This is a genomic window from Helicobacter magdeburgensis (assembly GCF_000765825.2).
Classification (GTDB): Bacteria; Campylobacterota; Campylobacteria; order Campylobacterales; family Helicobacteraceae; genus Helicobacter_C; species Helicobacter_C magdeburgensis.
In genome coordinates, this window is the sequence record NZ_JRPE02000022.1 from 1 (window position 1) to 17,441 (window position 17,441).

General features: G+C 37.7%; 16 protein-coding genes. 3 read left to right on the top strand and 13 right to left on the bottom strand.

What is annotated here, in order from left to right:
* Positions 1-3,757, bottom strand: a 3,757-nt coding sequence (locus LS74_RS11545) for a hypothetical protein (RefSeq protein ID WP_236096917.1), incomplete at its 3' end; no start/stop codon positions are given.
* Between the two features lie 159 nt (positions 3,758-3,916).
* On the opposite strand from LS74_RS11545, the gene LS74_RS10025 reads away from it, so the two are divergent.
* Positions 3,917-4,180, top strand: a complete 264-nt coding sequence (locus LS74_RS10025; RefSeq protein WP_052086381.1) for a hypothetical protein — start codon at positions 3,917-3,919, stop codon at positions 4,178-4,180.
* Between the two features lie 222 nt (positions 4,181-4,402).
* Here the strand turns inward: LS74_RS10025 and LS74_RS10030 are convergent, their stop codons facing one another.
* Together LS74_RS10030 and LS74_RS10975 are read right to left on the bottom strand one after the other, a co-directional pair.
* Entirely contained in the window at positions 4,403-6,163 is a 1,761-nt protein-coding gene (locus LS74_RS10030; RefSeq protein ID WP_236096918.1) for a portal protein, read from the bottom strand.
* Between the two features lie 361 nt (positions 6,164-6,524).
* Complete coding sequence (locus LS74_RS10975) at positions 6,525-6,668, bottom strand: hypothetical protein (protein ID WP_167480484.1); 144 nt, start codon at positions 6,666-6,668, stop codon at positions 6,525-6,527.
* A 70-nt stretch (positions 6,669-6,738) separates the two neighbouring features.
* On the opposite strand from LS74_RS10975, the gene LS74_RS10035 reads away from it, so the two are divergent.
* On the top strand, positions 6,739-6,924 hold the full coding sequence (locus LS74_RS10035; RefSeq protein WP_034586079.1) for a hypothetical protein: 186 nt from the start codon (positions 6,739-6,741) through the stop codon (positions 6,922-6,924).
* Positions 6,878-7,165, top strand: coding sequence for a hypothetical protein (locus tag LS74_RS10040; protein ID WP_138129113.1), 288 nt, complete (start codon positions 6,878-6,880; stop codon positions 7,163-7,165). Before LS74_RS10035 ends, LS74_RS10040 begins: the two co-directional genes overlap by 47 nt.
* A 254-nt stretch (positions 7,166-7,419) precedes the next feature.
* Here the strand turns inward: LS74_RS10040 and LS74_RS11550 are convergent, their stop codons facing one another.
* The 10 genes from LS74_RS11550 to LS74_RS10095 form a co-directional block, all read right to left on the bottom strand.
* The gene (locus LS74_RS11550) at positions 7,420-9,372 is read right to left on the bottom strand and encodes a hypothetical protein (RefSeq protein ID WP_236096919.1); all 1,953 of its coding nucleotides are present in this window, start codon (positions 9,370-9,372) and stop codon (positions 7,420-7,422) included.
* Between the two features lie 22 nt (positions 9,373-9,394).
* On the bottom strand, positions 9,395-10,168 hold the full coding sequence (locus tag LS74_RS11555; RefSeq protein WP_236096920.1) for a hypothetical protein: 774 nt from the start codon (positions 10,166-10,168) through the stop codon (positions 9,395-9,397).
* Positions 10,169-10,379: 211 nt separating this feature from the next.
* The gene (locus LS74_RS11560; RefSeq protein WP_236096921.1) at positions 10,380-11,021 is read right to left on the bottom strand and encodes a hypothetical protein; all 642 of its coding nucleotides are present in this window, start codon (positions 11,019-11,021) and stop codon (positions 10,380-10,382) included.
* 194 nt (positions 11,022-11,215) lie between these two features.
* The gene (locus tag LS74_RS10065; protein WP_034586076.1) at positions 11,216-11,425 is read right to left on the bottom strand and encodes a hypothetical protein; all 210 of its coding nucleotides are present in this window, start codon (positions 11,423-11,425) and stop codon (positions 11,216-11,218) included.
* Positions 11,426-11,632: 207 nt separating this feature from the next.
* On the bottom strand, positions 11,633-12,199 hold the full coding sequence (locus tag LS74_RS10070) for a hypothetical protein (protein WP_034586073.1): 567 nt from the start codon (positions 12,197-12,199) through the stop codon (positions 11,633-11,635).
* Between the two features lie 6 nt (positions 12,200-12,205).
* The gene (locus LS74_RS10075) at positions 12,206-12,391 is read right to left on the bottom strand and encodes a hypothetical protein (RefSeq protein WP_034586070.1); all 186 of its coding nucleotides are present in this window, start codon (positions 12,389-12,391) and stop codon (positions 12,206-12,208) included.
* Positions 12,392-12,553: 162 nt separating this feature from the next.
* The gene (locus LS74_RS10080; RefSeq protein WP_034586067.1) at positions 12,554-14,335 is read right to left on the bottom strand and encodes a coiled-coil domain-containing protein; all 1,782 of its coding nucleotides are present in this window, start codon (positions 14,333-14,335) and stop codon (positions 12,554-12,556) included.
* Positions 14,336-14,612: 277 nt separating this feature from the next.
* Positions 14,613-16,367 (bottom strand): terminase large subunit domain-containing protein, encoded by a 1,755-nt coding sequence (locus tag LS74_RS10085; RefSeq protein ID WP_052086379.1) that lies wholly within the window; start codon positions 16,365-16,367, stop codon positions 14,613-14,615.
* On the bottom strand, positions 16,360-16,773 hold the full coding sequence (locus tag LS74_RS10090; RefSeq protein WP_034586064.1) for a hypothetical protein: 414 nt from the start codon (positions 16,771-16,773) through the stop codon (positions 16,360-16,362). Before LS74_RS10090 ends, LS74_RS10085 begins: the two co-directional genes overlap by 8 nt.
* Positions 16,773-17,228 (bottom strand): hypothetical protein, encoded by a 456-nt coding sequence (locus tag LS74_RS10095; protein ID WP_034586062.1) that lies wholly within the window; start codon positions 17,226-17,228, stop codon positions 16,773-16,775. Before LS74_RS10095 ends, LS74_RS10090 begins: the two co-directional genes overlap by 1 nt.
* Between the last annotated feature and the right edge of the window lie 213 nt (positions 17,229-17,441).

Here is a 17,441-nt window from a genome sequence, read left to right on the forward strand (position 1 = left end):
TATCCCCACTTTCCACCACTTCTTTTAACATCTTGCCATTGCCTATGGTGGTGTAAATGAGTGTATCATCTTGATTAAAGACTTTGTTTGTGGTAGAATGCTCTCGTGGAGTTGGCGACATAGTATGGCTTTGTGCGGAGGAAATCTCGCCTAAATCTCGTGCTTTTATCTCGTTTGCATTTTGTATTCTTTTTTTAATTTCTCGCCATTTTGTTGTTGGAAAACCTGTCAAAAGCATTTTGTTATTTTCTTGTGGTGTAATAAGCACATAGAAAATTTTATTATCCTCACCTTGATAAGCCTTTATAAATTCTTGTGTTTGACTGCCATTTTTATTTAATGTCGTAAGAGCTAAATCATATCTTTGCAGGGTAGGCTCTACAAGATTGAGATATTTTAACCTGTTGCTAGAATCTTGTGCTTTTTCTAAGTGTTTTGTGAAATTTTCTTTATTGAGTATTTCTTCAAATCCATTTAAAAATTCATCTTTACTTATGCTTTGTGGCATAGGTTCTGGCTTGACTGATTGAAGAATATTTTGTGCTTCATCTGCATTAATTTGTAATACTTTTAGGTCATCTGCTTTGGGTGGGGCTTTTTCCACCACTTCTTTTAACTTCTCTATCTGCTCTTTATTTACCTTGCCATTGCCGATTGTGGTGTAAATGAGTGTATCATCATTTATGGCTTTAAGGATAGATTCATCACTTGGCGGAGTTAAGGCATTATTTAACGCATAGCTTTTCGCCCTATGTTTTAGCTCATCGGTTAAAATCTTAGGATTTGACACATAGTTTTGTATATCTTTTGCGACATTCTCATTGATATAAGCCTCTCCATTAGGATTGCTTGGGCTTTTTGGATTTGGGCTTGTGAGCTTTGGATTTTGTAGCATATCAAGTGTAATAGCTCGTGGATATTTCAGCTCTTGGACTGCTTTTTTAAGGTGATGGAGCAGGGCATCTTTATCGCCAATGTAAGGCACTCTAAAAAATAGAGCCTTAAAAAGCCTATTTGTCATAAATACCTGCATTCTGCCTTCCAGCGTAGTGCTTAAAGCTCCATTACCTGCCCCACTTTTAAAGCCTTTAGCTCCGCTTAGCTTTTGCATAAACTCATAAGTTTGTGCTAGTTCTTTAAAGATATTTAGGGCATTTTGAGCTTTTGGGTGCAGGGGCAGAGATTCTAACTGCTCTATATCTTTTAGGGCTTTGCTTAAGTCTATAAAGGTAGAGCCGTCCTTTTCTTTAATATGTCGCTCTAGGCTTCTAAAAATAAGCAAGGTTTGCGTATGCTCTTGCATTCTAGGGTCAAATTTGGCAAAGATTGTATTTTCTAGCCCCACTATTGAATCTTGCCATTGTTTATCTAACACAGCTTTTTTCCACTCATCTACACTTCGCATTGAATTTATCGTGCTTTTCTTTGGTTGGTTCATAAAGATAGCTTTTGTGAGTTTATCATTGAGCCTTTGTTTTATATCCGCATAAGCGATGTTTGCTTCTCTAAACTCTTCTAGCACAGCTCTTGCAGATGTATCAAGCTCCCCTTTAGCTATACCACTTTCAATAGTGTTATGAATCTGCGTATCAATGGCGTTTTTTAGCTCTAGGGCATTATCTTGGAATCTAAATTTTTTTAAGGCATTTGGGTTGTCATTATAGTTTCTAATAATGGCATTTATATCTTTTCTTTTTTCTAGAGCTTCTTTGATGGTGATATTTCGTCCTTGCAAATTATTCACTTCATTGATTAAAGCTCTACTTATTTCAGCATTTACTCCAAACTCTCTTATAGCATAATCTGCTACATTTTTAAAAGGTGTGAGTAAGTCAATGCTTTTGTCTTTGAGTGTAGATTCTAGTTTGGCTACACTTTGTGCGTATTGAGTTTTGACATTATGTTCGCTCAATTCCACAGCCCTTTGAAAGACTTTTGGCAGACTAGGATTTGCTTCATTTTTTAGCACTTCTTTGGCGATTAAGTTTTCATAGCTTTGGCTTAGGGCTTTAAAGTCTTTTGCCATTTTATTACTTGCTTCACTTAAGATTCTAGCCTCTACATCATCAAGCTGGTTTGCAAGGCTATCAGCTAAGTCTTTATTTCTTAACGCCGTGCTTAGTAGCTCTTGGCGTTTTTGTGCTAGTGAGCTAGGTTCATTAGTTTTTTTAAAGGCTTTAGGAACATAGGCAGAGACTTTATTTAAGATTTTCTCCGTCAAACTTTCATTTTGAAAGTCTTTTTTAATCAGCTCATCACTTTGTGATTCTTGGAAGCTTTTCAAAATACGCGGGATTTCATCTTTTTTAGCTTGTTTGCTTAAAGCCCTATCAATCGCACCCATATTTTGTCCGCTTAGAGCGAGTTTAGCTTGATTTGTGACTTCTTTTAATAATCCTAAGCCTTTATCTGTTTTTACCATTCCACCTTTGATTGCCTTATAAGTGGTGGAAATACCTTTAAAGACTAAATCCCCCGCGACATTCAGTCCTGCTTCTTGTGAGCCGTGTATAAGGGCTTGAGCTATATCAAAGTCTTTATTTAGCTTTGCATCTACAAGCAGTGAATCTAATACACCACCAAAAAATGCCCCTCCCGCTCCATACAGCACCATATTGCCAAATCTAGCTTTAGCACTTGCTCCCTTTTTTGCTCCTTGCATTGCCCCTGCTATACCTAGCCCAAAAGAGCCTTTATTATCATTTAACACACCTAAAAGCTCTTGGTTAAAGTTCTGCTCTACCTTATACGCCCTTTCATCTTTTATAAAATATAGCCCATTTTTATTATAAGCCACCGCTTCAAAGCCCAAAAACTCCGCTACGCTTTCAAAATTCTTTATCTTTTCTTGTTGCTTTTGGCTTAAAGATTCCGCATTTGAAAGTAGTCCAAAAAACTGCTCATCTTTCAGCACATTTTCTAAGCTTTTTGAGAGCTTGACATAGTCATTTGTCTGCTCCCTTGCTCTTTGTATATCCATAAACATATTTTGTTTTTCTTTGCTATCTTTAAAAAGAGTGCTAAAAAAGCCCAAATCATTCTCAATTATATCCATCTGCTCTTTATTTAAAATCACTTCTTTGTTTTGATTTTGGGTTTCTTTGATTTCTTCATAGAGTGCAAAGGCTTTTAGCTCATCTTGCAAACCTTTCTCTGCTTGGCTTAAGTGTAAATCATTCTTTAGTCCTAGCTCTTTGGCGACTTCTTTGCTAGGGCGTGTCAAATCACTCACCAAATCATCAGCTACTTCAAAAAAGTTTTTCTTTGCATTTAATCCTAAATTGAGATATTCTTTAATCTCACTATAATGCGGGATATTCTCTACATCTTTCCCCGCCCTTTTTACAAAAAGTGCTAACTCATCTGTATCTTTAATCAGCTCTTTTATATCTTCACTCTCATAGCCAAAAGTGCTTATTACACCTTGAATATTTTTGCTTACATCATTTAAAAAGCCTTTGTTTGTGTATTTTTCCTTAAACTCGTCTGCTTTTTTGTTTAAATCCCATTCTGCCCTATGTCCGTATAAGCCTTTATTTGTGGCATTGTCTAAATCAAACTCTACTTTTAGATTTTGTTTAATATAGTCGTATTGTTGCTCTTTTGGGAGATTAAGCGAATCTATCTGCTCCCATTGTATATTTGTAGGATTCTTACGCAAAAAATCAACGCTTTGAGATTTAAACTCACTCTCTCCTAAGTTTTTGCGTTGATTTTGGTTACTTTGCTCTAGTTTGTCAAAGTTAAAAATTGCCATTTTAATCCTTTATGATGTATAAGCCATAGGTTATTATCCCAAGAATAAAGCCTACTGCAAATATAACCATTCCTGTGCTTATCATTTTAATTAATCCTTTTTAGATTCCTTTGCTTTGTGGTATAGTATGTTTTTAAGAGAGAATTTTAAAGGGTTAAAATGGATTTAAACTTACTTTATGGGCTTATAAATAAAGAGAATGTGTTTATTTTTGTTATGGGTTTTGTGTGTGGTGTTATGTTTTGTAGATTGCTTTATGGGAAAAAGGAGAGAAAAGCAGAGTTTGTGGATAGCTTTTGTGATATTGCCCCTGTGGGTTTTAGAATCTGCTTTGTGAATAGTAAAAGAAAGCATATCATCTGCCAAAAATGCGATAAATTGCATATATGCTCGGTAACAAAGAAAAAATGTAAGTATATATAGAAAAATGTTATAATGTCGTGGGGTTGTCCTTAAGGGGCGACACCCCCTTAAGTGATAACCACCTTTAGCTAAAAGGAGGTTATTTTATGAGTAAGATTCTTACCAAAATCTTAGCTCTCATTATACTATTATGTATAATAGTAGTCAAGTGTAGCTAAGATTATCCACACTCTACCCTTTAGCTAGGGGGTAGAGTAGTCTTACTCCCCCCTTAACTAGCTCTTATCTCATATCTTTTACACTAATCTGCATCGTTTTCTTTGCCATCTTTTGAGATTCATTTTGCTTGCCGCCATTGCCTTGTGGATTTTGTGCTTCTTGCTTCATTTGTTCTTGCATTTGCCCCATTACTTCGCTTTGAGATTCTAGCTTTTGACTTTCTTTTTGGAGTTTTTCTATTTGAGCTTGGAGCTTTGCCATTTCTAGCTCTTGCATTTTTTGGCTTATGGGCTGATTTGCTTTGTTTGCTTCTTCTTGTGCTTTATCAGCATTTGCTAAGACTTCCTCTATATCCTCTATGATTTGAGAATCCGTATCTTTTAGCATTAAAGGCAAAAGTGAAGTAACAATATCAGGTCGTATGCTTGAGATTGTTTTAAATATCTCACTCCAATGAGCAAATCGCTCCTCTCGTCCTTGCTGCTTGAGCTGGGATTTAAAGTCTAAATCAAAATGCCCTATCTCTATTTTATTACTCTCATTAGTATTAATGCTAAAATACCTATCCACTTTCTTTTTATCCGTCATCTTAAACATTTGCGGTTTAGTGAAGTAGTGCTGAATGAAACTTAGCACCTTTTCATAGAGTAATCTATCAGCATTATCCGCAGAATTTACATAATACTGCAATCCCAAAAGCCCACTTTCTCGCCTTTGAGCGATAGCTATGCCACTTTGCCTATTTGTCGCCATAGCTAAAGCTTCATCGTTTAATCCACTTAGGATTTTTGCCATATTTTTCTTTTGCTCACTCTTTTGAGATAGGGCTGCAATATCTGCGTGGTGTTGCACGAATTGTATTTTATTCTCTTGTAATGCCCCGCTTCTTACACCCACTACGGCATTATCTTGGCTCACTCCCTCTACAAATTCATCTATGTCTTCTACGGCATCAAGCTCATATAAAGCCTTAATCGTGCCTAGCATATTCCCCATTTTAATTTCAGCAAAATTAATATAATCCTGTATGGGCTTAATATCTCTAAATAATCCATACCAATTATGCTTTTCATCTATGTTATACCTAGCTATAATAAAAGGGTGCGTGTTATTCTTAAAGGGGCGTTTTTCATATTTGTAGATTCCACCGATGGTATGCCACAAATAGCGATTCCAGCTAAATTTTTCTTCCACTTCTTCATCATATTCCCTTATCCAAGTTTCTATAATATCTACGCGATTATCTACGATAGTATTGCCATTTTGAAAAATATCTACATTTTCTCCCAAAAGTAGCCTTGCTTCTAAATAGCTCAAATTCTGCTTTTTATGAAAACGATTAGAATCTAGGGCATTTTTATCTACACTGTAAGTGTCTATAAGAAAGCTTTCATTATTCAAAGCCTTTAAAGAGATGTGAAAATCGCCTTGTTTGTCTTTATTCACCCATAGCTCTATAACAGCCTGTCCCATAAGTAAGTCAAAATCTCTTTTATAAATCTCTTTTTCATAGTCTTTTTGTGAGTTAAACACACGCAGTAAATCATTTAAAAGATTAGCCAAAGGCTTATCTTGCTCTTGTCTGCCGCTGACTTTTATCTCTTGCAAACTTTGAATCTTATAGCCCAAAATCTTATCGCATATCATTTTATAGATATTTTCATAAATGGGTATTTGCCCTCTCCTTGCAAGTTTCTCTAGCTCTTGGGCGGCAAGTTGATGTCCGTGATAATACGCCTTTGCTTCTTTATACTCTTTTAGGGCTTTGTCGTTGGCGAGTGAATCGTTAGTGAGCATTGTGTTGAGTTCATATAATGTTAGCATTTTTATCCTTTTTAATATTCAGCTTTGGGTATCCATAGTAGCGATTTAGCAAAATTTGAGACAACCGCAGACCTTATGTCTAGCTCTGCCCCAAATTTTGCTAAAAGCCCCACTAGCAACACCGCAAATCTTAGAATCTTAGTGTTTGTGTTTGTTGCCTTTTTGTCATTAGCAGACTTGCAAATTTAAGCCCCTCCCCCTTATAAAAAAAGAAAAAGAATAAATTGCAAAACAAGCACCTTTAGCCTTAAAAGCCTATGCCACTCAAACAATAAACATATTAAACACAAAAGCAAAAGATTCTAAAAGGGTTAAAAGTGAAAAAGCATTGACTTTGTAACGATATTATGTTATAATTACGCTAATTGAATCCTTTATGGGATTTAATCGGTAGGCGGTAGGGAATCACTTTGAAAGGCTTAAAATGAAAGGTTTTAAGTTTAAAAAAGTGGTTGTGAAGCTCAAAGCTTGGAGTGTGTCCATTACTTTCAAGCTTGAACTTCATTAATCACACTCCTCTTGCATAACGCAAGGGGTCGTGTGATTATATCTTTTTTAAGAATCGGAGTCAAACTATGTCAAATATGCTTTGTCCGCATTGTCAAAAGCCCATAAATCCAGCCAAGCTACTTAAAACACAGGATAAAGAGACCAAAGAATGTATCGTGTGTGGCAAAAGCTTCACAGGGAGTAAAAAGAGTAAGTTTTGCTCAAATGCGTGTAGATGTAAAGCCTACCAACGCAAGAAAAAATCTAGTTAAAGCGTTGTCTTTGCGGTGCTTTTTGGGGAGTTTGCGTTTCGTGCTTCGGCACTACCGCTTAGGTAGCTTCTCGCACGGAAACGCGCAGCACAACCCCAAAAATCACTCGCAAAATACTTCCGCTATGGTTTTAAGTAGTGTTAGCAAAACACAAAATAAAAGGATTCTAAATGCTAAGTGCCTTTGTGGTTTTTATCATCTTTACAATCTCTGCATTTGTGGCAATGTGGCTAGGGAGTAGAAAAAAATAAGTGATAAGCCATTATTATAATGCAGTTTAGAGGTTGCCTAAGAGGGAGCGACTGCCTTTTGCTGTATGGTGGAAGTAATTATATTGCTCTTGCTTCTTATCCTACTTACAAAAAGCCTAAAAGACTTTAAGTAAGCAAAACTATTTCTAAACAAACGCATTCTAGTAAAACCCCGCTAGTAAGCACTAGTCCAAACTTGCAAAAAGGGCGGGGCTTTTGGCTTTTTTGTTACTTTTTGTTACTTTTACTCCACCTGCCTATCGCATAGAATCTTAAAGCTTGTTTGCATAAACTCTTTGCCTAAAAAGTCTTTGCATTTTGGCATATAGGTATAAAGCACCTTTTGTGTGATGTCTTTATAGTTTATAGGCTGGTAGTTGTATTTGCTATAAACGCCCTGTATTACATTGTCAATCTCCCATTTTCGTGGATACCAATAAGCGTATGGGCCATCTGTATCCGCGTGGTCTGTTCTTCCTTCCCCTATAAGTGAAGTTGGATAATATTGTTTTGAAAAAATCCCATAAGGGCATAAAATATGCGGTTGATTACCCCAATATTCATTAACCTTATAAATAAGGCGTGGTTTTAATATAAATTTATCTTGCTCCTGCTGTGTATAATCACTAGATTCTAGCATTTCCCCTTGAGCTATAAAATACTGATGCACGACAGATTCTAAATATCCCGCTTCTATTGCCTTTCCTACCCAATCGCCTATCGTGTTATCATCTATGGCTTTTAAGGCTAAGAGATACTCCCAATATTTATCTAAGCTAAGACTCTCTAGCATTTTTCTTTCACTTTGCTTCCATTCTGCCTTACTCTTATCGAATTCGCCATTTTGCTCTATCCATTCTTCCATATCGCCTAATTCTCGCCTTTCCTCATAAAAAAAGTTTCTTATACAATCCTCATATACAGCAATAGGGTCAGCAGGAGTCTCATCTATGTTAGGCTCATTTACATCAATATTTGGCACATCTACCTTTTTGCTTACCTTTATCCATTTTCGCTCCTCACTGCTCCGCGAGTAAAACTCCCCCTTAAATCGCAAAGCTTGATTATATGTTCTCACTTGATTGATAAAGCCCTTAGATTCCACATAGTCATAGTAGTTATCTTTATAAGTGCGATAGTCGGCATTATACACCGCTTGTATCCACTCTCCTGAATAATACTCTTCATTACTCCCTGTAAATTGAGCCAACCTTGAATACCCCTCTATAAGCCTTTGATTATGCTGTTTTAGGAAGTTTAGCTTATATTCCATATCATTATCTAGCTCTTTTATTTTTTCTAGTGGGAATGGGGCGATTTTATCCATATAGCCATCATTCCCAGCTAGGTTATAATGAGCTCTCCCCTGTGTGCGTTCATCAATGTTATCTAAGGTTTTATTTTGTGTTTTGTGCAAAGGGGCGAAGTTAAGTGTAGGATTATAAGCTTGTGTGGGCTTAAAGCTTTCACTCCCAGCAGTTTCTGCCTTGTAGCTTTGTCCATTTGCATAGATTTCATACCCACCATACAGCAGTGAATCTTTACCAGCTTGTAGTTTTTTATGGCTCATATAGTAGTTTGAATAACTTGCATAGGAAGTGGCTACTTTGTGAGATATAACTTCATATTCCAAAGATTGCAAAGCTGTATCATCGCCTAGCTTTTTGATATAAAGGAGCATATTCATCACCGCCAATACTAGCCCCCACTTAGCCGCTGCGGCAGTGCTTACACCGATAGCCTGCATAAAAGGCACACAGCTTAAAGCAATGCCTAGCAAATACCCCGCAACAATCCCCGCTATCACAGCAGGGTCTATTAAATCTATGGCATAGTACGTTTCACTCCTAGCTTTGAGTTCAGCTAAAATATCTGTATAGTGCTTTAAGCCTAGTTTTGTGATTTGCACATAGTTTTCAGGCAAAAGAGTAAAAGCCCCATCATCATAAAATACCACCCTTGAGCTACTCCCATAGCCATCTACAAGCTTTATGGTGTTTCTTAAAGATTCTCTATCTTGTTGTAAAAGTGTGCTTTCCTTATCAGTCAAAGGACGGACAAAAGTCTCATCATACAAAGGCACTTTTAATTTGTATTTTTCAATCACTTTTTTGGCGTTATTAAATAGCTCTACGCGGTATTGATTGCGTTTTTTATAATACTTTGAGCCGTTGAAATAGTCAAAAAATCCCGCCATTTTGTGCCTTAATCAAATAGCCTTACTTGCCCTTGTTTGTTTGTGGAGTGTTAAGATTAAGTTGTGGATTCACAATGTTATTAATATTGCCGATGGGGCTTCCATTGACTACACCTGAAGTGCTAAAATAATCCTCTGGTTTTTTATTTGTAGGGTTTAGGGGATTTTGGTATGTCCCATCATCATTAAACTTGATCCTATAAGGATTCTGCTCTTGTTTAGGTGCGATGTTTTGTCTTGCTTGTTGTATTAAGGCATCTTTTTCCTCTTGTGGCAAGGCATTGAAGTTTTTCTCCCCTTGTTTTCTCTCTTTGTTGTATTGTGTGTATTCTGTCCATTCTTTGCTTTTTTTATCTAAGTATTTTTTTAGCCCCTGCCAAGTCCCCTTAACTGCGGCGACACTCGCTAAAGCAGTGCCACCTACTGCCATTTCTGCCAAGCTATAGTGTTTGGGGTTGCTTTTATAGCCACTTGCCGCACGATGAGCTGCTAAGTCTTTATCCATTTGCTCTTGGACTTGTTTATCACTCATTCCACTACCTAGATAGGCTAACATACGCGTAAATGAATTTTGATGAAAGCTGTTATCTATGGCTTGATTGTTTGCTATGTCGTTTTTCTCTCTTTCAATAGCGTTTCTCTCACTCTCACGCAAAGTTTCATTTATCGCATTAATCGTGTTTGTATTGTTTTGCATTGCAGTTTTATGTGTCTCCATTACAAGCGAAGCAGCATTGTTTGCATTTGCTAGGGCTTGTTGTGTTGAGTGATTATAGATTTCTAGTATATTTCCCATTATAATCTCCTTCTCGCGTTGTCTTTACGGTGCTTTTGAGAGATTGCTTCGTTCATTACCCTTTAGGTAACTCCCTTGCTTTCACTTGCAAAACTCCCAAAATCCCGCAAAGATACTTCCGCTTGATTTTGTGTTGGTATTGTCGCCTTTCTCCATATTAAACACAAAATTTAAATATTCTAAAAGGGTTAAAATATAAATTAAAATTACGCTAACTGCTTAAGGTAGGTAATGTTTCTTGCTCTGTATTTTCTGCATTCTCACTAGAATCTACTTCGGGCAGTTCTGTTTCAGGGGATTCAGGGCTTGGCTCTACTTCAGGCACTTCAGGTATCACAGGGGCAGTTTGTGGGATAAAGCTTAAGCTCACACTGCCATTAAAAAGTGTGTTGGTAATATTAGCTCCACCGACAAAAACTATTTTTAGCATCTCTCCAGCTCCTAGATTTAAGGCAAAGCTTTTAGTATCTCCGCTTCCACCTCGTGGAAAAGCTCTATTTGTATAAGTCCAATCATACACATCTCTACTACACCATTTTACCCCTCCCCACCAATATCTTCCGCATCTGTAGCTCTCATTTCTTACCCAGCGTTTTTGGTCGGCTACACTTTGTGGGTTGCCAAGTCCGCCTTGTGCGACTTCTTGTAGTGCATCATTTATAAAGCATTGCACGGATACACCCCTTGCCCCAGCCCTCCAATATTTTGTCCAATCACTTTCCACCCAAGTGCTTTTAGATAAAGCCCCATCGCCTCCATTTAGAGTAACGATAATATTTTGCGCGGAATCTGTATTGTTAGTATAGCTCCACTGATTATTTTGTGTGGGGTTGGTGTTGATATAGTGTTGCATTTTAGCTCCTTTTTGTTTTTGAGCTTTGTCTTTTTGGCTAAAATCGCGGATTTGCAAGTATGGATTTGTTGCTTCGCAACTGCATCTGCACTTTTTGTTGCTCACTTACGCTTAAGTAAGCTCCGCTCACAAAAAGCTTGAAAACCACGATTTTAACTCAAAAATACTTCCGCTTGTTTTTGACTTTTTAGAATCTACTGCCTTTGGGTTGGGAGTTCAAAATCTGCTCTTACAATCTGCTTGGCTCTTAGATTCTCAATGCGTTTTTGCCTTGCTCTTTCATCTTTGTCTTTATCACTCTCAAAGCCTAAAGCCTTTAAAATAGTGTTTTTTGCATTAGCTCCGCTTGTTTCTCCACCGCTCATAATTCTGCCAATTTCTCGTTTTTCATATTGAGTTGCCATTTTTATTTTTTCCTTTTTTTTGGTTTTCTCTCTTTTATAAGGGGGAGTAAGAAAGGCAAAGCCCCAAACTCAAATTCTAAGAATCGTGGCATTGCTTTGGGAGTTTTGCAAGGATTTTAGGGTAGGAGTTACCTTAAAGGGTAATGACTACCCTAAAATCCTTGCAATCTCTCAAAGCAATACCCGAGACTGAATTTTTAACCTTTTTTACTCAAATCCAAAAGGGGATTGATAGCCTACCCCCGCCACCGCCTCAATACTCTCTGCACTCTCTATACTCTCTCTTAGCTTTTGCCGATAGCCTATGAGAGTAAAGACTTTTTCCCTATAAGCGTTACTCTTTTCCACTACCTTTTGACACAAGGCTTCTAGCTCTATGCCTCTTTGCTCGGCGACTTTAGCTAGAAGTGGGGCATTTTTTGCATTTTTATTCTTTGCATTGAGATAGGCGTTGGCTTCACTGACTTGCAAATCCCAAGTGAGTAGCTCATCTTGGGGTGTGTATTGAGCTTTGATTTTTGCCACTTCACTTTCAAAGCGGTTATTGACATAGTGGAGCTGTTGCTCTTTTGCTTCTTCCAAAGTGGGCTTTACAAAGCAAAGCTTTTGCATATCATACTTATCGCCTGTGCTTACCCACTGCTTATCATCATCACTTAACTCTACGCACAAGATATTTTGCTCATTCCATTGTGGAATATCATTTTTATCAAAAATTTGCAAAACTATGCCGTTTTCAATAAGGGCATATAACTTGCCTGTTTCTGCTACCATTTTCCTTTACTCCTTTCGTGTTGGGCTTGTCTCTTTGGTGCTTTTAAGGGAGATTTGCTTTTCGTTTTGCAGGTTTGGACTAGTGCTTCGCGCGAGTGTGCGACAGCCCTTTTGGCTAGTCTCCGCACTCAAAGCTTCACAACCCTTAAAATCACTCGCAAATACTTCCGCTTTATTTTGTTTGATTTTCATTTTTTTGCCTTTCTTTTTTTATGGAATACAAAAGCGGCAGTATTGTGGAGATAGAATCGGGGCTTTACGAGCTTTGTGCGAGAAGCTACCTTAGCGGTAGTGCCGAAGCACAAAGCGAAGTAATCGCCGATTCTAGCCCACAAGACAACGCTCATTTTATACTTAACCTCTGTTGCTCCAAGATACCATCACTATCCCTCCAGCCCCCACCACAACGGGTGTGGTCTCATCTACTATCTCTACAAAAGCTCCCTTACAATCGCCCTTTTGCCCAGCTCCTTGCTCACTTCCGCTACCACCATTAGCACTGAGTAAAGCACCAAAGCTAGATATGCCTCCAGCAGTTGTGCTAAAACTAGCTCCTATGCCCCCTTGCACAAATACATAGAAATATTGTGCGTTTTGTGGCTTTGTAAAAGTGCCATTGTTTGTGAAGTTTTGATGTTGAAAGTTATGTCCTAGTGCTGTTTGCTTGGATTTGATTTCATTAACAATACTTGTCAAATCTGCAATTTGTGAAGCCCCCACTGCATCTAACTCTTGCTTCATATTTTCTGCCATTTGGTTGAAGTCATCTTGTATCTCTGACTGCAAATCACTTAAGCTTTGTGAGTGATTTTGCGTAGCTTCGCCCAAAGTGCTTAAATGTGTATCTTTTGCAGAATCTAGCTCATTTAAGTGAGTTTGCTTTTGGGCTTCTAACTCGGTTTTAGCGTTTTCTATGGCATTTTGGGCTTGAGTTTTGACTTCATTCATTGCTTCAATGGCATTATCTTTTGTAGATTCCACACTTTCAATACATTGCGTTTTAGCACTTTCCATAGTGGTAACACACTCATTTGCCTTGTCTTCAATCTCGCTTTTGGCATTAGCTACACTTTGCAGGGCTTCATTTTTAGCATTTTCTACATTCTCTAAGCTCTCACGCACAAAATCCCGCACTTCTTCCAAACGATTAAAACAAGATTCTAGCTCTGTCATCATCTCGTTGATATGGGTTTGCTTAATCACAAAGTCTTCATTAAAAGCTGTAACTTTCTGCTCAAAAAGGGTGATTTTTTCACTAAAAATTGTTAAAAACTCTGCCTTTTTCTGCTCTAGCTCTAGCTCGTGGCTTTCTTTTTCACGCAAAAGCTCGGCTTTGACTTCATTTAAGATATTTGGCACAAGGGCGTTGATTTCATTTTTCATCGCTTCTGCTTGGGCGATTATGGCTGTGAGCGTGGCGTTAATGGTTTTAATAGATTCTAGCTTTTGTTCTAGGTTTTGAATTTGCCTTAAAGTCTCTTTAGCTATCTCTATATCGCCATTTATAGAATCTATGCCATTTTTGGCTTCATCAAGCAGGGCTTCTGTGGATTTAAAAATATTAAGACTTGTATTGTGTATGGTATATAGCTCTTTGAGTGTGTTTGAGATATATACGCTGATGGTGTTAAAAGTCTCTTTTAAGAGATTAAACTGCTCGTTATTAAGTTTCAAATTCGCACATTGATAGCTATAAAACTCCCATATATCTTTTGAAACTTCCAAAAGTTGGGCTATGCCTTGAAGTGAAAAATGTGTGTTACTTAGCACACTCTCATTTGTTTCAATGGCAATGTGTAATTCTTGCAAAAATGCTTCTAGTTTAGCATTGCTTTCCTTATCTAATGGCGTATCCACTTGTGGGATTTGCGGCGGAAGTGGAGCTAAAGGCTCATTTGGGAAGATAGTTTCAGGCTCGGGCGGCTCTATATTTTCATCTTGGCTTTGTGGTGTTGTGTTTTCTTGCGTGGGCGGTGTGTTCTCTTGTGGGCTATCCCCACTTTGCTCTGGGCTTTGAGTAGAATCGGTAGTGTCTTGTGTGCCTTGCACTTGCTCTATTTCAAGGCTAGAATCGGCGATTACTTCACTTTGTGCGTTTGCTTCTGTTTGTATAGAATCTTGTGTTGTCTCTTGCATTGCTAGTCCTTTTTGAGTTATTAAAATGGATTAAAGCACAAAGCAAAAGATTATAAAAGGGTTAAAAAACAAAGATTTGTATTTGTATGCTAGAATCCCCTTGGGCGGAATGCCAAAGGTTACCGCCCTTTAGCATTCTAATCCAGCCCAAAAAAGGAGGTGGTTTAGAATGTGTAAGATTCTAGCCATTATTATACTTCTATGTATAATAATTGTCAAGGTGTATTAGCCTTGCCCCTTTGCTATAAGGGGGCTAGATTCTCTTTGTTTTAAAAAGCTAAAAATTCCACGCTACCCTTTGACTTCTAGCTTTTTGCCTTAATCGTTCAATGGGGCTTTTTAGCTCTTTTGGTGAAGCACCAAAGCTAGGAGCGATGACTTCACTATGAGCGACACAAGAAGCTATGCAGTCTATGCAATCATCTTTCCTAAAAGGTTTGGCTGGATTAAATCCTAGCAATTCCTTTTTAATCTGTGCTAGTCCCCTTGCATTGTGTAAAAAGACTAAAAAGCCCGTGTTATAAAAAGGCTTTAGGGCTTTGATTTTCTCTATCTTAGAGATTTTTCGGCTTGGCGTGTAGCATTTAATACTATTTGTGATTTGGGGCTGGGCGTTAATCTTTCTTTGGTTATTCACTTTGACAAGTTCGGTCAATAATAATCGCTCCAGTGTCAATCCACCACCATCGCTTTCAATATACACTTTTGCCTTTGGGTTGTCTAACATAAGGCTTATAAGCTCTTGTATGGTTTGGGATTCTTCCCATATCCCAAAAACACAATCCCGCACGACATACCGCAGTGTATTTTCATAGTTTTCTACACCTATAAGCACGATAGCACGATTATCCGCATTGGCATTTAAACTTAGAGCAGAATCTACAAAGATATAAAGATTTTGATTTTGGCATTCATAGCTTGGTATTTCTTTGAAATAGGCAAGTTCAAAAAATCCCGCTTCACTTACCATAGGCTCTTGTAAATATTGAGTGCTAAACTCATCTTCGCCCATTTGTAGCTTTAAAAGCTCTAAATCTTTATTATTATGTCTTTGTGGAAAAAGGGGCGTATTTGGCTCTCTTATATGATTGTAATCGCCTATGGTGTAAGTCTCCCTCTCTTTATTTATAGCTTTGAGACTGATTTGCTTCCATTCATTAATGATGTGAGATTCAAAGTTTTTCTTATCTAGTAAGAATCCGCATAAATCTTCATCGCCTAGCCTTTGCATTAAAATAGTGATATTACTCTTATTATCTTGCAAACGACTTAGCACGGATTCTTTAAAGTTTTGATTAACTAGGTTGCGTTCGGCTTTAGAGTTCATAGCACTCACTTTAATAGGGTCATCTATCAAAATTTGATGTGCGTGAAAACCTGTGATAGCAGATTTAAGCGTAGTAACAAATAATCCGCCCCCTTCTTTTAGCACAAACTCATTAGCATTATCTTGTAGAAAAAGGGGATTTTTCCCAAATACACTCGCAAAAAAGGGCGATTTGATTAAATCTCGCACTTGATTACTTATCTTTCTGCATAGATCATCGCTATAAGAAATGTAGATGAACTTTCTTTGCGGGTAGTTGCCTAAAGCCCACGCGATGAAACAGCGGGCGATGATTTCAGTCTTTCCATAAGATGGGGGCATATTAAGCATTAATCTTGTAATAAGCTCTGGGCTTGTCTTTGCGGTGCTTTTAAGGGAGTTTGCTTCTCGTGCTTCGGCACTACCGCTTAGGTAGCTTCTCGCACTCAAAGCTTCACAACCCTTAAAATCACTCGCAAATACTTCGCCCCCTTGTGTTTGTTGTGTGGTTCTTGTTGGCTCACTATGCAAAGACAAACTATGATTACCCAAAGCTAAATCATCACTAGGTAGTGTATGTTCTAAGATTTTGCATAGATAATCATAATGCCAATTATCCATAAAAGGCTTTTTCTCATACCGCTCCCATTTGAGCAACACAAAACTTTTAAAGTCTTTTTTTGCCCTTATGCGTTTAAAAATTTCTTGCTTTGCAGGACTAGCCATAGAGTAGCTCTTGCTCCAAAAGCTCATAAAAAGGTGGCATTAGCATATATTTTTGATTTTCAGCATTGAAATTAAGCACTTCTATAAAGTCTTGTATTTTCTTTTTCTGTCTAAAATGTGTCCTTTCTATATACTTTTGCGTAACCAAAAATGTCTCTATTTCTACGGCATAAAGCTTTCTAAAATCATACTTTTTGAAGCAATATTCTATATCTAGCTCTCCCTCTCCATCATAGATAAACATCTCTTTTTTGCTTGTGGATTCTATGAGTTTATCTAAGCCATTGTAAATAGGGAGTTGCACTACTTGCTGTGGCTCTAGGGTGTATTTGGCTTTGCATTTGCCATAAGAGCTTTTGAGAATAAGTGTAAGGGGCGTGTCTCTTGTGTTTTTCACTTCACGCATTACATTCGCTCCGTTGGTAAAGGTTGCTCTTTTTGCATTTGCGGGGCTGTGGAGCTAGAATCTTGTGCTACGCTTTGTTCTTTGCTTTGTGCAAAACTCGCCATAGAATCGCTGCCTTGTGATAAGGTGGGGCTTGATGTGAGTGCGGGGGAGTTTGCATTACTCTCTTTTTCTAAAGCCTTGCCAAAGCTATCGCCTAGTGTATTGTAGGCTTCTGTTTGATTTTGTAGCGTGGTGTTGTATTTGTCTTGCTCCCATTGATATTGCTGTTTTGCTAAGTCTAGCTGCCCTTGTGCGATTTTTCGCATTCTTTTGTTTTCATCGTGGTTCATTATACCAACAGCTAGAGTTCCCAATGCTTGTAATCCACCAGAGATTATTGACCCCCCGCCACTGCTTTGCATAAAATCCATAGCACCGCCTGCTCCTGCTGCTCCTGCTACTCCTGCTACCATTTTTTACTCCTTTGTTTCGCTTAAGGCACGACCTTAAGCTGACTAAATCGCGTGAAACGCAAACCCAAACAATTAAAAGCATTAAAACAAAAAAACAAAGATTATAAAAGGGTTAAAAACAGATTCAAATAATCTACAAAAAACTATAAATATATATTAATTATTTATAGTTTTTAACTTGACATTATTATAAAAGTTTGATAAAATGTTCCT